This window comes from Microbacterium sp. Y-01, from assembly GCF_003856715.1.
Taxonomy (GTDB): Bacteria; Actinomycetota; Actinomycetes; order Actinomycetales; family Microbacteriaceae; genus Microbacterium; species Microbacterium algeriense.
Genome location: NZ_CP024170.1, coordinates 2,423,154 through 2,440,351 on the forward strand (window position 1 = coordinate 2,423,154; position 17,198 = coordinate 2,440,351).

At 66.1% G+C, this 17,198-nt stretch carries 16 protein-coding genes; 8 read left to right on the top strand and 8 right to left on the bottom strand.

Going from position 1 to position 17,198, the window contains the following annotated elements; genetic code table 11:
• Positions 1-183: 183 nt before the first annotated feature.
• Complete coding sequence (locus tag CSX12_RS11435; RefSeq protein WP_124895856.1) at positions 184-981, top strand: IclR family transcriptional regulator C-terminal domain-containing protein; 798 nt, start codon at positions 184-186, stop codon at positions 979-981.
• Positions 982-1,741: 760 nt separating this feature from the next.
• Here the strand turns inward: CSX12_RS11435 and CSX12_RS11440 are convergent.
• On the bottom strand, positions 1,742-2,875 hold the full coding sequence (locus CSX12_RS11440) for a PrsW family intramembrane metalloprotease (RefSeq protein ID WP_124895857.1): 1,134 nt from the start codon (positions 2,873-2,875) through the stop codon (positions 1,742-1,744).
• Positions 2,876-2,983: 108 nt separating this feature from the next.
• Here CSX12_RS11440 and CSX12_RS11445 point away from each other — a divergent pair, with 108 nt between their 5' ends.
• On the top strand, positions 2,984-3,709 hold the full coding sequence (locus CSX12_RS11445; protein ID WP_124895858.1) for a MerR family transcriptional regulator: 726 nt from the start codon (positions 2,984-2,986) through the stop codon (positions 3,707-3,709).
• Positions 3,710-3,933: 224 nt separating this feature from the next.
• On the opposite strand, the gene CSX12_RS11450 is transcribed toward CSX12_RS11445, so the two are convergent.
• The gene (locus tag CSX12_RS11450; protein ID WP_124895859.1) at positions 3,934-4,332 is read right to left on the bottom strand and encodes a VOC family protein; all 399 of its coding nucleotides are present in this window, start codon (positions 4,330-4,332) and stop codon (positions 3,934-3,936) included.
• Between the two features lie 95 nt (positions 4,333-4,427).
• Between CSX12_RS11450 and CSX12_RS11455 the strand changes: the two genes are divergently transcribed.
• Both CSX12_RS11455 and CSX12_RS11460 read left to right on the top strand, forming a co-directional pair.
• Positions 4,428-4,928: a MarR family transcriptional regulator gene (locus tag CSX12_RS11455; RefSeq protein WP_164479573.1), complete on the top strand. Its 501-nt coding sequence runs from the start codon at positions 4,428-4,430 to the stop codon at positions 4,926-4,928.
• A 108-nt stretch (positions 4,929-5,036) separates the two neighbouring features.
• Positions 5,037-5,582 (top strand): LURP-one-related family protein, encoded by a 546-nt coding sequence (locus tag CSX12_RS11460; protein ID WP_124895861.1) that lies wholly within the window; start codon positions 5,037-5,039, stop codon positions 5,580-5,582.
• Between the two features lie 514 nt (positions 5,583-6,096).
• Here CSX12_RS11460 and CSX12_RS11465 read toward each other — a convergent pair.
• From CSX12_RS11465 to CSX12_RS11490, 6 genes are read right to left on the bottom strand one after another with little or no spacing between them, the layout of a single operon-like run.
• Entirely contained in the window at positions 6,097-6,819 is a 723-nt protein-coding gene (locus tag CSX12_RS11465) for an FCD domain-containing protein (RefSeq protein WP_124895862.1), read from the bottom strand.
• A 14-nt stretch (positions 6,820-6,833) separates the two neighbouring features.
• Positions 6,834-8,276, bottom strand: a complete 1,443-nt coding sequence (locus CSX12_RS11470) for an aldehyde dehydrogenase family protein (RefSeq protein WP_124895863.1) — start codon at positions 8,274-8,276, stop codon at positions 6,834-6,836.
• A gap of 1 nt (position 8,277) precedes the next feature.
• Positions 8,278-9,651, bottom strand: coding sequence for a glutamine synthetase family protein (locus tag CSX12_RS11475; RefSeq protein WP_164479574.1), 1,374 nt, complete (start codon positions 9,649-9,651; stop codon positions 8,278-8,280).
• Complete coding sequence (locus tag CSX12_RS11480) at positions 9,648-10,412, bottom strand: glucose 1-dehydrogenase (protein ID WP_105710490.1); 765 nt, start codon at positions 10,410-10,412, stop codon at positions 9,648-9,650. Before CSX12_RS11480 ends, CSX12_RS11475 begins: the two co-directional genes overlap by 4 nt.
• Positions 10,413-10,435: 23 nt before the next feature.
• The gene (locus tag CSX12_RS11485) at positions 10,436-11,206 is read right to left on the bottom strand and encodes a gamma-glutamyl-gamma-aminobutyrate hydrolase family protein (protein WP_124895865.1); all 771 of its coding nucleotides are present in this window, start codon (positions 11,204-11,206) and stop codon (positions 10,436-10,438) included.
• A gap of 28 nt (positions 11,207-11,234) precedes the next feature.
• Complete coding sequence (locus CSX12_RS11490; RefSeq protein WP_124895866.1) at positions 11,235-12,719, bottom strand: APC family permease; 1,485 nt, start codon at positions 12,717-12,719, stop codon at positions 11,235-11,237.
• A 497-nt stretch (positions 12,720-13,216) separates the two neighbouring features.
• Between CSX12_RS11490 and CSX12_RS11495 the strand changes: the two genes are divergently transcribed.
• From CSX12_RS11495 to CSX12_RS18845, 4 genes are all read left to right on the top strand, one after another.
• The gene (locus CSX12_RS11495; protein ID WP_124895867.1) at positions 13,217-14,125 is read left to right on the top strand and encodes a proline iminopeptidase-family hydrolase; all 909 of its coding nucleotides are present in this window, start codon (positions 13,217-13,219) and stop codon (positions 14,123-14,125) included.
• Positions 14,122-15,561, top strand: coding sequence for an APC family permease (locus tag CSX12_RS11500; protein ID WP_124895868.1), 1,440 nt, complete (start codon positions 14,122-14,124; stop codon positions 15,559-15,561). Before CSX12_RS11495 ends, CSX12_RS11500 begins: the two co-directional genes overlap by 4 nt.
• A gap of 318 nt (positions 15,562-15,879) precedes the next feature.
• A complete protein-coding gene (locus CSX12_RS18610; RefSeq protein WP_206427076.1) occupies positions 15,880-16,662 on the top strand; it encodes an NAD(P)H-dependent oxidoreductase in 783 nt (260 codons plus the stop codon).
• A gap of 38 nt (positions 16,663-16,700) precedes the next feature.
• Complete coding sequence (locus tag CSX12_RS18845; protein WP_124896886.1) at positions 16,701-17,168, top strand: GNAT family N-acetyltransferase; 468 nt, start codon at positions 16,701-16,703, stop codon at positions 17,166-17,168.
• The last annotated feature ends 30 nt before the right edge of the window (positions 17,169-17,198 follow it).

A 17,198-nucleotide genomic window follows, 5' to 3' on the forward strand; every position in this document is an offset into this window, starting at 1 on the left:
GCGCCGTGCGCTCTCGGGTGAACTTTGGGCAACTCCGTCACAGCAATCTCCTCGTCGAGTTGTGCGCACATCGCACTTCAATGCGCTCTTCGCACAACACTAAGCAACTCGACATATGTTGTCAATTCCGAACATGTGTGCGATCTGCGTACGATGGAATCAACGACCGTCAGGAGAATGCCAATGAAAGATCGTGATGGATCGACGCTCGCGTCGCGGGACTTTGTGCAATCGCTTGAACGCGGCCTCGCCGTTATCGAGGCCTTCGATGAGCAGAACCCACGCATGACTCTTGCCGAGGTGGCCCAGCGCACCGGGCTAACGCGCGCCGCGGCTCGGCGGTTTCTGCTCACCCTCGTAGACCTGGGATACATGCGCGCGGAGGGCAACCAGTTCTCCCTACGCCCCCGCGTGCTTACCCTCGGGCAGGCGTATCTGTCCAGCATGACTATCAGCGACATCGTGACCCCGCGACTGCGCGAACTCTCCGAGCAGACCGGGGAGTCTTTCTCCCTGTCCACTCTCGACGGCGACGAGATTATCTACATCTCTCAAGTCACGGCGCCGCGCCCCATGGCGATCCGGATCCACGTGGGCACGCGCTTTCCCGCCTACGCTACGAGCATGGGAAGGGTATTGCTCGCGCACTCCCCAGAGGCGTGGCTCGCGGACTACCTCGACCGGTGGGAGCCCACCCCGTTCACCAGCCGGACCATCTCGTCGCGAGTGGAACTCGAGGCGGCGTTGCAGAAGGCGCGCGACGACGGCTATGCCCTCGTCGACCGCGAACTGGACTACAGCCTGAAGGCTGTCGCCATCGGCGTCCTCGGAGCGAGCGGCACCGTCGAGTTCGCGATGTCGATGTCGCTGCACTCCGCCCTCGAGGATGACACGGCCACCGCGAAGGGAGTCCCCATGATGCGGGCGGCAGCCGAGCAGATCGCGAGCGACATGATGTCCCTGCATGAAGGTCAGCAATAGCCCGCAGTCAAGGAGCTATGACTAGAAGATGAGGATCGCCGCAGCGGGTACGCTCCACCAGCGCGGGAGTTCACACAGCAGGAGGGCGTCCTCGATTGGCACCCTGAAACGCGTAGTCTGGGAAGCCGCAATGAATACTGCCATCGCTGCCGGCGCCGAAACGCCGACCGCGTCACTCTCCAGAACTATCACGCCGACGGTAGCCGCGCCATCAGCCTCACCCATCCACCCGGCAATACGCTCTTATACGCCGCCGGCGCCATGTATGCGAGGATCGATCCGTCGGGAATCACGGTTCGCCCAGTCATCCCCGTGATGCCCCGACGCTTGCCGCCTCGTGAGTAGCCTCTGCGGTGAACGTTCTCGATCTTCACGAATCATGCCAGCGCAGTCCGGGCGACCAGGTGATCTCGCGCGCACGAAACTCGTCAACTCGCGGCCTGAGGGATCCGCGCTTCCGTGCCTCAGCGCCGCCGCCCACAGGAGCAGGGAAAGCGAAAGGGATAACGCGCGGGCGCCGCGTTTCAAAGACGGAAACGTCTTTCGCGGTGGTCCTAGACCGCAGTACGACGCTACACGCGGCGGGAGACTCGGGCGCTCCGACGCGATACAGCCGCCACATGCCCTCGACACCTAGAACCAGCGACGTGCGTCGGAGCCGTCATAGGGACAGACAGGGGAGCCCGCGTGAGAAGGATCCCCTGTCGCGCCGCGTCATCGGGACTGCACCGAATCACCGTCGTAACCCGAATCGCCGAGGTCAGCCGACCAATCGCTCTACCGGCGTGTCCGAGCGGGCCGATGCGACGACGCGACGCTGTTCGGGGAGCCAGTCCCGATCGGCGGAGGTCCCGCGTGTCAGGCGGATGGCGAGGGCACTCGCCTCGGACTGGTATCTCGCCACGGCTCGCGCCGCGGGTCGTCCCGAGCGGCGTCGGATATCGGCGCGCCAGCGTCGGCGTGCTCGCAGGCTGCCCAGGGGCGTCGCTTCCTCGGATGTAATGTCCCCGCTTCGAACGAGGATCGCTGCTCCTTCGGCAATCATCCTTCCTTGCCTGCGGCGGAGGACAAGCGCGACGACGAACATCGCGAGGAAGACCGGGACCATGACGGCGCCGTATACCTTGAAGATCAGGTACTGGTCGCTGCTGGCAAGGCCCGCCCAGTCCCAGATCCCGTGGAGCACGATTGCGGCGAGCAGCCCGAGGATCACAGGCAGGACCCTGGCTGCGGTTCCGCGACGGTTCGCCGCGATGCCGACGCCGATTGCTGTTATGGCGACCATGAGGGAGTGGAAGAACGGCACCATTGCGATGCGCATGAACAGGGTCACGCCCAGCGCTGCGACCGCCCCAGCGTCCGCCCCACCGGACTGGATAACCTCCATCATCGGGCGTCCGAAGTACAGACTGTTCTCGATGAAGGAGAACCCGATACCTGCGAGCCCGGCGTAGACGATCGCGTCGAGCACGCCCGTGATCTCGCGGCGCCGGTAGATCAGCAGCCAGAGCAGGAAGAGCCCCTTGAGAACCTCCTCCGTCACGGGTGTGATCATCAGCGGGCGCACCCACTCCCCGACGTCTGCTCCCCAGATGGCGTTGACCAGGTCGTGAAGCCAGGCCTGTGTCCAGATCGAGCAGAAGGCCGCCACGCTTGCGCCCCAGACGAACGCGGACACGAGCAGGCCCGGGCGTCCGCGGTGCCACCGGTTCAACCACAGGAACGCGAGGATCACCGGCGTCACGACGACCGCCGACAGAGACAGTCCCGCTCCGACCCAGCCGATGCCGATCTGGCTCGACACCCAGATGACCGACCCGATCATGGTCGCTGCCGCAACGATCGGCCAGATGATCCACCGCCGTGGGCGGTCTGCTCGTTTCTCGTTTTCCATATGTGCGTGTCTCCATAGCTCGTCGCGCCGTCCAACCGTCGGCGACTCATCACAGTGGACACCGTGCCCCTACGGCATACTCAAGGGGACGGACAGAAAGGGGCTGGAATGGGATGGTCCACGCGCGAAGTCGCAAAGCTTGCCGGCACCACGCTGCGCACGGTGCGGCACTATCACGACATCGGGCTGCTCGAGGAGCCTGAACGACTGCCGAACGGGTACAAGTCCTACCGAACAGCGCACCTCGTGCGGCTCCTGGAGATCCGGCGCCTTACCCGCCTCGGACTATCGCTGTCGGCCATCGCTGCGGTGCTGCAGGACTCCGCCGACCTAGAGGAGACACTGGATGGGGTGCAGGCCGATCTCGCCGAAACCATCGCGCAGCTCCAGCTCGCGCAGGAAGAGATCGCACAACTCCGTCGAACCCCGACCGACACGGACTTGCCGTTCGATATCTCCGTCGCGGCGAAGAACGCCGAGCTCTCCGACGCGGACCGATCGCTGTATGCGGTCATCACGCAAGTCGCCGGCGACCAGGGCCACGACCACTGGAGCGCCCTTCTCAAAGGAGTTCCTCGCACACCCGCCGCGGAGGAGTTCGACGCCCTCCCTGCAGACGCGGATGAGGAAACCCGGAGCCGCCTCGCGGAACAGATGGCACCTCACACCGCCGATCTGCTCGCGAAGCATCCGCTCCCCGCCGACGCCCGCCCCCGCAGCATCCGAGAACAGTCAACATTCGCTCGCGCCGTCATCGAGGCCATGATGGACCTCTATAACCCCGCCCAACTCGACGTCATCGCACGCATCTGGCGCGCGATCGGCATCGTATGACACAACCGAGAACCCATCAACGGGGACTAACGAGAGTGTGGCGTGCTGCGGATCCGACGCTGCGAGCGATGCGCCGCCAGGCCGTCGGTGCGCTCGCAGTATCCAAGTCGATCGCGATATGGGGATCGCGATCAACAAGGCGAGCCTCCTGCGCTTAGGTCACTGCACACAAGAGTGAGCGGGCGCGCCCAGCGAAGGAGACGCCGTACCGGGACCGCAGTACGTCAGCGGTCGGCGAACCGCGCTTTCGCCTCTGCGGTGTGCGGGGCATAGACATTGACGCGATTGCCGTCAGGATCGGCCAGCATCATCGCGCGATTTCCCCACGGGAGGGTGACCGGCTCCTGCAGCACCTGGACCCGGTCACCGAGCCGCCTCCGCTCCTCATCGACGTCATCAACCTGGAACTCGATGATGGCGCTCGTGTTTGACGCGGCGGCAAGACCGGTTCCCGGGAACAACGGAAGGGTGGCGTCGCTCCCGACGGCGAGCGTCCCGCCCGACGTCAACAATTCGGCGAACACCGGATTGGGTCGCTCGAACGTCCCCCCAGTGACGAGCTCGTAGAAGTCCACCATTTCGTCGAGTCGGCTGGTGATGAGGCGTACAGATGCAAATTTCATGGAGGCTCCTGTCGTCGGATCGACTGCCGCCGGGAGCGGTCAGCGAAAAATGTAAGGCAACTGATACTATCAGTGGTCAACGCGGAAGGAGCGAGATGGCCGAAGACTTCGGGCAGAGACTGCCTTACCTGCTCCGCAGAGTTAACCAGGCCCTGTCCCAACGCCTGGACGAGGACCTACACGAGTTCAGCCTGACCCAGTCCCAGCTCTCCGCCCTCGCACAACTGGACACGGAGCATCCCGCCGCGCTATCTGGCGCGACCCTCAGCACACGCTCGGGGGTGACGCCGCAATCCATGTCCACCGCGATCGCCGGACTCCTTCGCCGCGGCCTCGTCACGCGCACGCCGCACCCGCAACACGGCCGGGTCCTCGAATGCCGAATCACACCGGCCGGCACCGAACTGCTCGCCCAGGTACAACGGGCCACCCGGGAGAACGGCCGGTATGAGGCGGGCCTGAACCATATGCAGCAGGAGGACCTGCGGGTGCTACTGACCCACATGATGCGATCCCTCGGGCTCTACCTCCCCAGCCCGGATGCCCCCGCCAGCCGGGATGTAGCAGTGAAGAAGCCGGTTCTGGACGGGCCATGACGCGCCATGGTCCCGGATTTCATACCAGGCGCGTCGTCCCGAGCCGCACCGACCGCGTTCTACAGACGGACAGGAACCATGACGTAGCGGCAGTGACATGATCACCACATGTCTGTCCTCACGCACAATCAACTCATCTTCCAGCAGACGAAGAACTTCTCGAAGAACGACTTCGCGATCATGGATCCCAATGGGCAGCAGATCGCCCAGGTGGAGACGGCAGGGAGCGCGCTTGGGCGCGCGTTCATGGGCGCACGTGAGCTGACGGTGCTCGATGGCCCGGGGAACCCGATCGTCCAGGTGAAGGACACCGTCACTTTCGGACGCGACCGGATGGAGATCCTGGACGGCACTGGCACCCCGCTCGCAAGCCTGGTAAAACGGGTCACGCTGTTCAAGACGCGCATCACGATTGACATGCAGGGCGAGCAGATCGACCTGCAAGGCAATATCATCGGCTTCGATTTCCAGTTCATCGGCCCGCTCGGTGTGCTGGCGACAGTCTCCCGGGCATGGTCAGGCGCCGGCAAGGCGCTGCTCGGCAAGTCGACCTACTCAGTCGAGTTCAGCCCCGCTCTAAGCGCGTCTCAGCGCCAGACCTTCATCGGCTCCGTCCTCGCCCTCGACCTCATCCGAGAGAAGCAGAAATCCTAGCCGGCGATTCGTCTGAGCAGCAGACACCCAGGTCGGGAACAACGAGATCAGCTAAGCGACCCTAGACCCGCTTAGCGCGGCGATGATTGGACTAGAGACCTCCGCCCCCGCCGTACAAATCCCGGTCTCCTCCCGCTGGTCCTAAGAATGCGGGGGGATGGGAGCGCGAGACCTACTCTGAGACCCGCACCGACTCCGCACTCGCCTCGCCATAAACGAGGACGATCGCGTCCGGGAAGCGCGCGCAGTCCGGCACCTCCCCGCGGCTAGAACCGCATTGAAGTCAGGAGACGGTTCGCGATTCCTGACGCGCTTGGAATTCGGCAGCGACGACCTGCGGCAACCGACCGCCTCATCTCGCTTCACCCGCCGTCAAAACCCCAGAGGGGTTCCTCTCTGATGAGGCCTTTCTGACGGTCCGGTGGCCTCTGGATTACGTGTCACTTCTGGAATGGGTCTTACATCACCTCAGTCTCGAGTGGTCGTCTGCGCAGACGGTGCTCCGGTTCACAACTCAGGGTTCGATGACGCGCGTGAATTCCTCGCGCGTGGTGCGCAGGTGCGCGCGCATCGCGGCATCTGCGGCCTCGGCGTCGCCCCGACGCACCGCATCGAGGATCTGCTCGTGCGCGTGCCAGCTCGACTCCTTCACGAAGTCGAAGCTCATCAGGTCGACGGGCTCGAACATGCGCACCCTCGCCTCTTCGACGGCGTCGCGGACGAACGAGTTGCCGGAGGCCTCGGCGAGCGCGATGTGGAAATCGGTGTCGGCGATGCGCGACTCGGCCTTCGTGACGGCGGCGGCGAGGTCGCGCTGCGCCAGCGTCATCGCCTCCAGGTCGACGTCGCTGCGACGGGTCGCGGCCAGCGCCGCCCCACCGGACTCGACGATCGAGCGGAACTCGGTGAGCTCGCCGATCTCGGCCGAGCGCGTGCGCACCTCCTCGCGGATGAGCCGCGGGTCGAGGGCGGCATCCTGCACGATCGCCCCACCGGACGCACCGCGCGAGATCACGATCTGCCCGCTCCCCTCGAGGATGCGCAGCGCCTGCCGCAGGGTCTCGCGCGAGACGCCGAGCTGTTCGGCGAGCCGGCGCTCCGGCGGAAGCCGATCGCCGGGGCGGATGCGGCCGAGCGCCATCTCGCGCCGCAGGAACCCGGCGACCGCCTGATAACCGGAGACCGGCTGCAGGACGGCACGGGAGAAGTCGTGCGGCGCGTCGTCACGCTCGCTCATCCGTGCTCCTCCGATCAGAGGGGCAGACCCGGGCGGTCGGAGCCCACGATCTGCTTCCCCACGAAGAAGTCAAGCACATCGGCGTCTCCGTGCCCTCCCAGTCCGCTCGCGCCGAAGAAGCTCTGCGACGACTCCGGCGACATGTCGAGCACGCTCGCGCCGTTGACCTTGACCTCACCGGCGACGAGCCGTGTGCCGAGTGCGGCCGCGGCGTGCTCGTCGGCGCCGAACACGTAGCCGGCGAGTCCGACCTGCCCGGTGTTCGCGAGCGCCACCGCCTCGTCCTCGTCGGCATAGCCGCCCACGAGCAGCAGGGGTCCGAAGACCTCGTCCGCGAGGCCCGGACCGTCGAGCACCGCCACCGTCGGCTCGAAGAACCATCCCTGTGCGGGCACCTGCGTGACGCGCAGCAGCTCGGCACCGGCCTGCGCCAGCCGCTCCCGCTGCTCGACGAGCTCGTCGCGGCGCCCGGCGAACGCGACCGGGCCCACCTCGGTCGCATCGTCCAGGCTCGACCCGATCGCCCGGCGGCCGAACTCGGCGATCAGGAGACCTGCCAGCTCGTCCCGGCGCGCACGGTCGACGAGCACCCGGCGGGGTGCCTCGCACCACTGGCCCGACAGCTTCAGCACACCATCGGCCAGCGCCTTCGCCGTCTGCTCCAGGTCGGCGTCGGTGCGGACGATCGCGGCGTTGTTCGAGCCCAGCTCCAGCTGCAGTCTCGCGAAGCGCGGAGCGGCCGTCGCGGCGATCGCGCGCCCGGTCGGCGTCGAGCCGGTCATCGAGATCGCGGCGATGCGCTCGTCGGCGACGAGGCTGCGTCCGACGCCGCCGCTGCCCTGCACGAGACCCACCACCGCGTCGGGGATGCCGACCGCGTGCACACCCTCCAGCAGCAGCTGGGCGCTCCACGGCGAGAACGAGGACGGCTTGAGCACGACCGTCGCACCGGCCGCGAGCGCGAACGCCGTCTTCTTCACCGCCATGGCCGACGGGGCGTTCCACGGCAGGATCAGCGCGGTCGGCCCCCAGGGCACACGGTGCAGACGCACGGGCCCGTGCTCGGCGGCGAGCGCCCGCGAGTCGCCGACCGCGACCGCGCGCCGGGCGGCATCCCGCAGGGTCGCGCCGTTCGCCCCGCCGAACAGCCGCGTGACGGAGATCGGCACGCCGCTGTTGAGTGCGTCGAGATGCGCGACCTCCTCGGCCCGCTCGTCCAGCCAGTCGGCGAGCGCGTCCAGCTTCTCCGCGCGGCGCTCGGGGGCAAGGCCGCGCCAGCGCCCGTCGTCGTGCGCCTGCTGCGCCGCGGTCACGGCACGGCCGACCTGGTCGAGTGAGCTCGACGCGGAGGCGACCAGGGCCTCCCCCGTGTTCGGGTCATGCAGCCAGGTGCCGTCGCTCTCGGGGCTGTCCTCGGCGACGCCGGCGATCCAGGTGCGCAGGGCGGGGTACGTCATGTCAGATCCGATCGAAGTAGCGGTGCAGGTCCCAGTCGGTGACGCGGGCCATGAACGTCGTCCACTCGTGGTCGAGCAGCACCTGCTGATGCGAGATCAGCTCGGGAGTGAGCAGCTCCTGCACGAGCGGGCTCTCGCCGAACAGGATGCTCGCCTGACGAGGATCCGCGGGCATGGCCCCGTCGGCGGGAAGGTCGTAGGCGCTTCCGACCACGGCGTCACCCAGCACGGTCGCCTTCTCCATGCCGTCGCGCGCCGACGCCAGGACCCCGGTGAGGGTGAAGTACGGGTTCGTGTCGGCGCCGGGCAGGCGGAACTCGAAGCGCAGCGCCTGCGGCGAGTGCCCCACCACCCGCACCGTCGTGGTGCGGTTGTCGAAGCCCCAGGTCTGACCGCTCCCCGCCACGTCGGACGAGTTGCTGCGGCGGTAGGAGTTGACGGTCGGCGCGTACCAGGCCATCAGCGCGGGTGCGTGTTCGAGCGCGCCGGCGATCGCCGACCGCATCCGCCCGCTGAGGCGATCCGGAGCCGACTCGTCCCAGAACACCGCCGTGCTCTCGTCGTCGACGAACGAGACGTGCACGTGGCAGGAGGATCCGGGCTGGTCGTTGAGCGGCCGCGCCATGAACGTCGCCGACATGCCCGCGCGAGCGGCGGTGTCGCGCACCGCCAGCTTGTACAGCGCATGCCGATCGGCCATCTCCAGCGGGTCGCCGTACTCGAAGGTCATCTCCCACTGCCCGAGTCCCCATTCGCTCTGCGCGGCTTCGACGAGGATGCCGCTGGCACGGAGGTCGGCGCGCAGCTTCTGGAAGAAGGGCTCGTAGAGATTGCCCTCGTGGATCATGAAGTCCGACGGCGTGAGGGTGGTCGGGTCGAGGTCACGGAATCCGGAGCGGCGCAGCTCCCTGGGGTCGTTGCGGAACAGGTAGAACTCCAGTTCCGTCCCCGCGAGCGGGGTGAGCCCGAGCTCCCGGATGCGGGCGAGCTCCTGCTTCAGCAGCACGCGGGGTGAGAGCGGCATCGGCTCGTGCGTGTGCACGTCGACCGGGTCGGCGAGGCAGATGGCCACCCCCTCGAGCCAGGCCGCGGGGCGGAGGGTCTCGAGGTCGGGGATCAGCGTCACGTCTGGGACGCCGTTGTGCATCCCGCACAGCGCGAACTTGTTCGCATCGATCAGTTCGAGGCCCTGGTCGATGTCCCACGCCCAGGCACAGGTGCAGATGTCGACACCGTTCTCCACGACGCGGCCGAAGCCCTCGACCGGGATGCGGCGGCCGACGAGTCGACCCTGCAGGTCGGGCGTCGCGACGATCACGGTGCGGATGCCGGCAGCCTCCAGCTCGTCCGGAGCCAGGCGCACGTCGTCGATCATCGCGTCAGCCACCCTCCGTCGACGGGGAGCTGGATGCCGTCGATCCAGGACGCCTCGTCGCTGAGCAGCCAGGAGACCGCGGAGGCGATGTCGGCGGGCACGCCCACCCGCGGCACCAGGAGGCGTTGCTTCATGAACTCCAGAGCCTCAGGGCTCGTGACGCTCTCGTAGTCGAAGAAGTCCGTCGCGATCGGGCCGGGGGCGACGCAGTTGACGCGGATGTTCTTCGCTGCGAGCTCGACCGCGAGCGCCTTCGTGAGCATCGGCACGCCGCCCTTGCTCGCGTTGTAGTGCGGTTGCGCGGTGCCGGTGCTCGTCACGACGACGAGGGCCTCGACGGTCGACAGGTTCACGATCGCCCCGCCGCCGGACTCGGCGATGAGCGGGGCGACCTCCTGCGCGACGAGGAACTGTCCCTTGAGGTTGATGTCGAAGACGAAGTCCCATGCCTCCTCGGTGAGGGTCTCGAACGAGTGCTCGGTGACGACTCCGGCGTTGTTCACCAGGAGGTGCAGCGACCCCCAGGCCGCACGCGCGAGGTCTACCGCCGCGCGGATCTGCTCCCGCGAGCGCACGTCCACCACGGACGCAAGGGCGGTGCCGCCTGCCTCCTCGATGAGGCGGACCGTCTCGGCCGCACCATCGGCGGACACGTCGGTCACGAGGACGCGCGCTCCCTCACCGGCGAGCCGGAGGGCCGTCTCCCGCCCGATGCCGGAGCCTGCGCCCGTGATGAGGGCGTTCTTGTCTGCGTGTCGCATTTCTTCTCCTTGTTCGGTGACGCCTAGGCGATGTTCTGTGTGGCGGACGCGGCGAGCGTCGCACGGGCGGCGGCCTGTGCGACCAGCCAGCCGAAGACCGGGTCGGCTCCGAAGGTCTCGGGATGCCACTGCACCCCGATCGCCGGAAGGCCCTCGAGCTCGATGGCCTCGACGACGCCGTCCGGCGCCCACCCGGTCACGACGATCCCGCGGCCGGGCACGTCGACCGCCTGGTGATGGAAAGAGTTGACACGGGTCGTCTCGCCATAGAGCGTCTGGGCGACGCTGCCCGGCGCCGTGCGCACCTCATGCACGCGGTGAGCGCGCGGATAGGCGTAGGAGCCGTGCGACTCCCCCTCGCCGGGCGGCAGGTGCGAGTGGAGCGTGCCGCCGCGGACGACGTTGAGGAGCTGTGCGCCGCGGCAGACTCCGAGCAGCGGGATGCCGCCGGTGATCGCGGCCTCGATCAGGCCGGCCTCGAACGCGTCGCGCTGCGGGTCGATCAGAGGGGTGAACGGTCCCGGTGTCTGCCCGTAGAGGCGCGGGTCGACGTCGTCGCCGCCCACGATCACGACACCGTCGAGGCGCTCGGCCAGCTCGGCCGGAACGGCATCCATCGGCAGGTGCACCGGCAGTCCGCCGGCACGGAGCACGGAGGTCGAGTACTCGCTGAGGTAGGCCTCGAGCGGCGCGTCGGCGAAGCCGTGCGGTGCGCCGATCGCGGCGCCGCGCAGGCGTCGTCCGGAGATGCCGATCAGGGGTCGGGGCAGGGCGGGGGTGCTGATGATGTCCATCCTTCTTGTGCGGGGCGGGTGGCGAGGGTCAGGCGTTCTCGTCGAATCGGCGCACGATCTGGGCGTACGCCTCCGGTGCCTTCGCCCGCATGACCGCGGCCTGCACGAGGCCGATCACGGGGGCGATGACCACGACCCCGACCAGGGTGATGCTGATCGGGCCCCAGGCGGGATTCCCCTCGGCATCGACGTCGCTCACGAGCAGCGGGAAGTTCGCTGCGATGAGCACGGCGGACACGGCGAGGCCGAGGAAGCCGAGGATCGGTGCGATGACGGTGTGCCAGGGGCTGCGCAGCACCCGGGTGCGGGCGAAGTAGACCACGACGGAGAGGCACGTGACCGCCATCAGGATCACGATCGCGAGCGTCCCGATGCCGGCGAACCAGGAGAAGATGTTCTCCGGCGCGAAGCCGATCAGCGCGAGCACGATGATCGCGATGCCCGAGGTCGCCACCTGCACGATCGATGCGACGTGCGGCGAGCCGTGCTGCGCGTGGACGGTGCCGACGCGGTCGGGCAGCACCCGCGCGTTGGCCATGGCGTGGTGGTAACGGGTCAGCACGTTGTGCAGCGACAGCACGGCGGCGAACATGCTCCCGAGGAACAGCACCGCGACCGCGATCGAGCCGACCGGGCCGAGGTACTGCTCCGTGACGCGGGTGATCAGCGTGGTGGGGTCGGCGGCGGCCTCCTCGATGATCGCGCCCTCGCCGACGCCGACCACGATGGCCCAGGCGGCGAAGGCGTAGAAGACGCCGATCACGATCGCGGACGCGTAGGTGGCGCGCGGGATCGTGCGCTCGGGCGTGCGCACCTCGTCGCGGTAGACGACGGTCGACTCGAAGCCGATGAAGCTCGCGATCGCGAACATGAGGCCGAGGGCGGGGGCACCGGAGAGGACGTTCTGCAGCAGGAACGACCCGAAGGTCACTCCCTCCGCGCCGCCGGTGACGAGGATGACGACCCCCAGCAGCACCACGATGCCGATCTCGGCGAGCAGCACGACCACGAGGACGCGCGAGCTGAGTTCGATCTGCCGGTAGCCGAGCGCGCCGACGAGGGCCACGGAGGCGAGGGTGAGCAGCCACCACGGGATCTCGGGTCCGCCGAGGAGGACGATGCTCGAGCTGATCGTCGCGCCCAGGTAGGAGAACACCGCGATCTGCACGGTCGTGTAGCAGACGAGCGCGAGGTAGGCGGTGGCGAGCCCGGGCGTGCGACCGAGCCCGTGGGTCGCGAACACGAAGAACGATCCTGCCTTGGGCAGGAAGCGGCTCATCGCCGTGAGGCCCACCGAGAAGAGCAGCAGGATCACGGTGGCAACGAGGAACATGACCGGGAAGCCGATGCCGTTGCCCACGAGGAAGCCGATGGGCACGAGTCCGCCGACGACTGTGAGGGGGGCTGCGGCCGCGATCACCATGAAGGTGACTGACACCGCCCCGAGGTTCCCGCGGAGATTGCGCTCCTGGGGTGCTGCCGTGCTGCGCGACGTCGTTGTCGAAGCATCCATGTCGAAGCATCCTTTTGCCGATTGGACTAATGGTCTACTTTCTAGCCCATTGCCGTCCCTTCTCGCAAGGGGCAACCCAGATCGATAGCTCTGGACCGCCCCACGGAAACCCTTCGACGCTTCGAAGCGGGTGCCAGGGAGCGGAGTATCTCGAGCGTGAGAGAGGGACTTGATGGTGCGCCACCCGGTTGATTGCGATCTTTCCCCTTGAGTATGCCGTGACGGCACAGTGTCTAGTGAGAACGGGGCGGGCAACGCCGAGAGGTAGTGCCGCCGAGAACGCTCCGTTTTCAGCCGGTATGGCCACCGTCAATCGACGGCCTGGCGGCTGCTAAAGAGAACGTCTGATCGAGCGCCCGCCGTGGTGCCGAATAGACACCTGATTCACCCCTGCTGCCAACCTATCCATTTCAATCCCTCTCGCCAGAACCGCTCAAAGGAGAGCAAATGCCTCCAGACAGAGACGGTCCGACCCTATCTCGAGGAACGAAGCCCCTATGTACGTAGAAGAAGACCTGTGGATTCCGTTCGGAGAGCACGAGACCTGGGTGCGGCGGTGTGTCCCTATGGCGCCGGACCCGACTAAATCGCCCGTGATCATGCTGCACGGAGGCCCTGGGGCCGCACACAACTATCTACTACCCTTCCGGGAGCTGACGCGCTCCGGCCGCGAGGTGATCTTCTATGATCAGCTCGGCTGCGGCAACAGCACACACCTGCCCGGCGCTAGTCCATCGTTCTGGACGCCCCAACTCTTTATCGCTGAGTTCGACAACCTCACGACGGCGCTCGAACTCGACACATTTCACATCGCAGGTCAATCGTGGGGCGGAACGCTCGCCGCCGAGATAGCGGTGCGGCATCCTGCAGGCCTTCAGTCGGTGACCATCCTCAACTCACCAGCTTCCATGGACCTCTGGATGAAGGCTGCGGCGCGTCTTCGCGCTGCCCTGCCTGGCGATGCGGACGAGCGCATGCGGCGGTACGAGCGGGAGAGCAACACGGATGATCCCGAGTACCTACGGCTCGTCGACCTCTTTTACCGGCGTCACGTGTGTCGCTTGGCTCCCCTTCCGAAGGACCTGGCCGACTCCTTCGCGCAGCTGAACACCGACCCCACGGTCTACCACACGATGAACGGGCCCAACGAGTTCCATGTGATCGGCACGCTTAGAGACTGGTCGATCATCGGTCGACTCAGCCAAATCGATCGTCCCACACTAGTTCTGGCCGGCGAACACGACGAAGCTACACCAGAGACCTGGCAACCGTTCCTCGAAGAAATCCCCGATGTAAGAGGCGTAATCGTCGCCGATGCCAGTCACAGTTCTCACCTCGAGCAACCTGAGACCGTGTTCCGGATCGTCGAGGAGTTCATCTCCGGGCACGAGGTGAACGTCGCATGAGCATGTCATCCGACTCACTGGAGTCATTCGGGCACCAGCAGGAGCTCAAGCGCTCCGTCTCGACCGGCGATCTGATCGTCTACGGGCTCGTCTTCATGGTGCCGATCGCGCCCTGGGCGATCTTCGGAAGCGTATACAACGAGTCGCAGGGCATGGTCCCGCTGGTCTACATCATCGGACTCGTCGCGATGATCTTCACCGCCCTCTCCTACGCGCAGATGTCCCGCCGGGTACCACTAGCAGGCTCAGTGTTCTCCTACGTGGGCGTGGGGATCCACCCGAATCTCGGGTTCTTCGCAGGCTGGGTCATGTTGCTCGACTATCTGTTGGCGCCCACGATGCTGTATGTGTTCGCGGCAGAGGCGATGAGCGGAATCTTCCCTAGCACGCCACGCTGGGCCTGGGCTCTCGCGTTCGTCGCGGTGAACTCGATCATCAACATCGCCGGGGTCGACTCCCTCAAACGCATGAACCGGGTCTTCCTAGTGATCGAGCTCTTCTTCGTCGGAGTCTTCGTGGTGATCGCGGTCACCACTCTCACCGGCGGCACCATGCCGGGCGCGGAGTGGTCGTGGACACCCGTCTGGAATCCAGAGCGGGTCACCGGGCCGCTTATCGCATCGGCGCTGAGCATCGCGGTGCTGAGCTTCCTCGGCTTCGACGGCATCGCGACGATGGCAGAAGAGTCCACCGGCGGGCGACGATCAGCGGGCCGCGCGATGATTACCGCACTCTTCGTCGTCGCGACCCTGTTCATCGGCCAGACCTGGCTTGCGAGCATGCTCGTAAACGGCACGATCGTCTTCCCCGATGACCAGGTCGGCACGGCGTTCTACGACATCGTCGCGGCGGCATCCAATCCGGGCTGGTCGATCGCATTCCTCGCCTGCGTCGTCGTGGGCGCCGGCCTCGCGAACGCAATGGCGGCGCAGGCGGCGACCTCGAGACTGCTGTTCTCCATGAGTCGAGAAGGGACACTCCCGCCCTTCCTACGGACGATGAACAGCCGACAGGTGCCACGCAACGCGATCCTGCTGGTGACGGGCGTCAGCGCCGTGCTCGTGCTGTTCTTCGTCGGACAAATCGACCTGATCGTGTCGATGGTCAACTTCGGCGCGCTGACCGGCTTCCTCCTACTCCACCTCAGCGTCGTCTGGGCATTCGCGGTCCGCGATCGATCCCGGCGCTGGATCCAGCACATCCTGTTTCCGAGCATCGGATTCCTCATCATCGGCTACGTACTCATCAACATGGATCTCATCGCGAAGATCAGCGGAGCCTGCTGGATCCTCGTCGGGGTAGTCATCTTCTTGATCAACACAAGAAGAAGCCGACGTAACCCCGCTGCCGCAGCGCCCACCACGGTCGTCCTGCCCCCCAATCCCTCCGACGAACCGGGTGCCGCCTCATCGCTCCGGGAACACATGGACCGCTGATCGTACGCCCACCCAACAGCCCACATGGATGGACAGGGCGCGGACGGCTGGCCACGGGAAATCGGTCCATCGGATGCAACTTCGCTGCGGTCGCCCTCGCGAGAAGACTCCTTCTATCCAGGAATCGGACTGAAAGCCGCATCGGTAAAGTGGGGCATGGCTTCAATCCGATATTGCATCCGCTGATCCTGTGGCGGGCGACCATGACGCGGAGCTTCACGAGCTCGTGCGAGCGATGGCAATTCCACCCCACGCCACCCCACGAGACGGGAGACGTCGGCGTTGTCGCCGAGCTGTGATGCCGATGCGCGGACCCGAATGCCTGCTGCGGTGACGGCAAATGCGCCCCGTAACAGCAACCCAGTCGTTGGTGAACTCGTCAATCATCTCGACCTCGACACGCGAACCTATCTCGAAAACCGAGAGCTGTTCCAGGCGACGCCGCGTCTGATCGTACCCAGGGGTATTTATCGTCAATCGGTGCCCCGTTGCTGTGGACATGATCTCCGCACACCGCCAACCTGCGACCGAACGAAGCTGAGCTGCATGCTGCTGCTGCTGACTGTTTTCTCCCACCCTCTTCCCGACCGCTATCCCGCCGCGGTCATGAACGCGTTCCATGAGCCGTTCCGAGAGGAAGGACACGCCGTCGAGACCCTCGACCTTCACCAGGAGGGCTTTGATCCACGTTTCACCGGCGCCGATCACGCCCACTTCTGGGGAGGTCCCGTTCCCGAGGACGTCGCCGAGATGCACCACCGAGTCGAGGCTGCAGACCGTCTGGCATTCATCTATCCGGTCTACTGGTGGGGCATGCCGGCAATGATGAAAGGCTGGATCGAACTCGTCTTCACCGGCGGGTGGGCCTACCAATACGGTACGGGAGTCGACGACCGCGGAAAGCAGCCCACGAACGCACTGCTACCCAGCATCCCCACCGCTCTCATCGGCATCGGGGGGGGTCGAAGGAGCGCACATATGAGAAATATGGATACGACGCCGCGATGCGCACCCAGATTGGCGTTGTCGGTGAGTTCTGACAGCGTTTGTCGGTGTGTTTCGACAGCGCCGCGGTGGCGCGGTCGTCGGAATTGTTGGTGAGTTTCAGCAGCGGTCACGGCGCCTGGGGTTCTAGTTTTATGCCTGTCGTTCTTCGTGTTGTGGATGTGTCTCGTTTCCCGGCGTGGCTGGTCCGAGCGGGAGGTGAGTACGTGGCGGGCTTGGCTGCAGCAGGGCATAGCTCAGTTGATGCGGAAAGGGTTGTATCGGAGAGGCTGGCGTGGGCGTTCCCTGCGGGCGTTCCGACCGGAGGGCATGCGGTGTTCGATGTGGTCGATACCGATGGGCGCACGGTCGGTTATGTGTGGATCGGGCCTGATGCGACTGATGATTCCGGAGCGTGGCGGGTGTGGTCCGTCGTCATCGATGACGATAAGTATGGTCGTGGCTTCGGACGCGCGGCGATGCACCTTGCGGAGGAGTATGCCCGCGAGCGGGGCGCGACGAGCATCGGAGCGCAGGTGTTCGGGGATCACACCAGTTCCCGGGTTCTGTACGAGTCTTTGGGGTATTCGGCTGTATCGGTGAAGATGCGGAAGATCTTGTAATGGCTTCCCGTCTAAGTAATCCGGGACAGC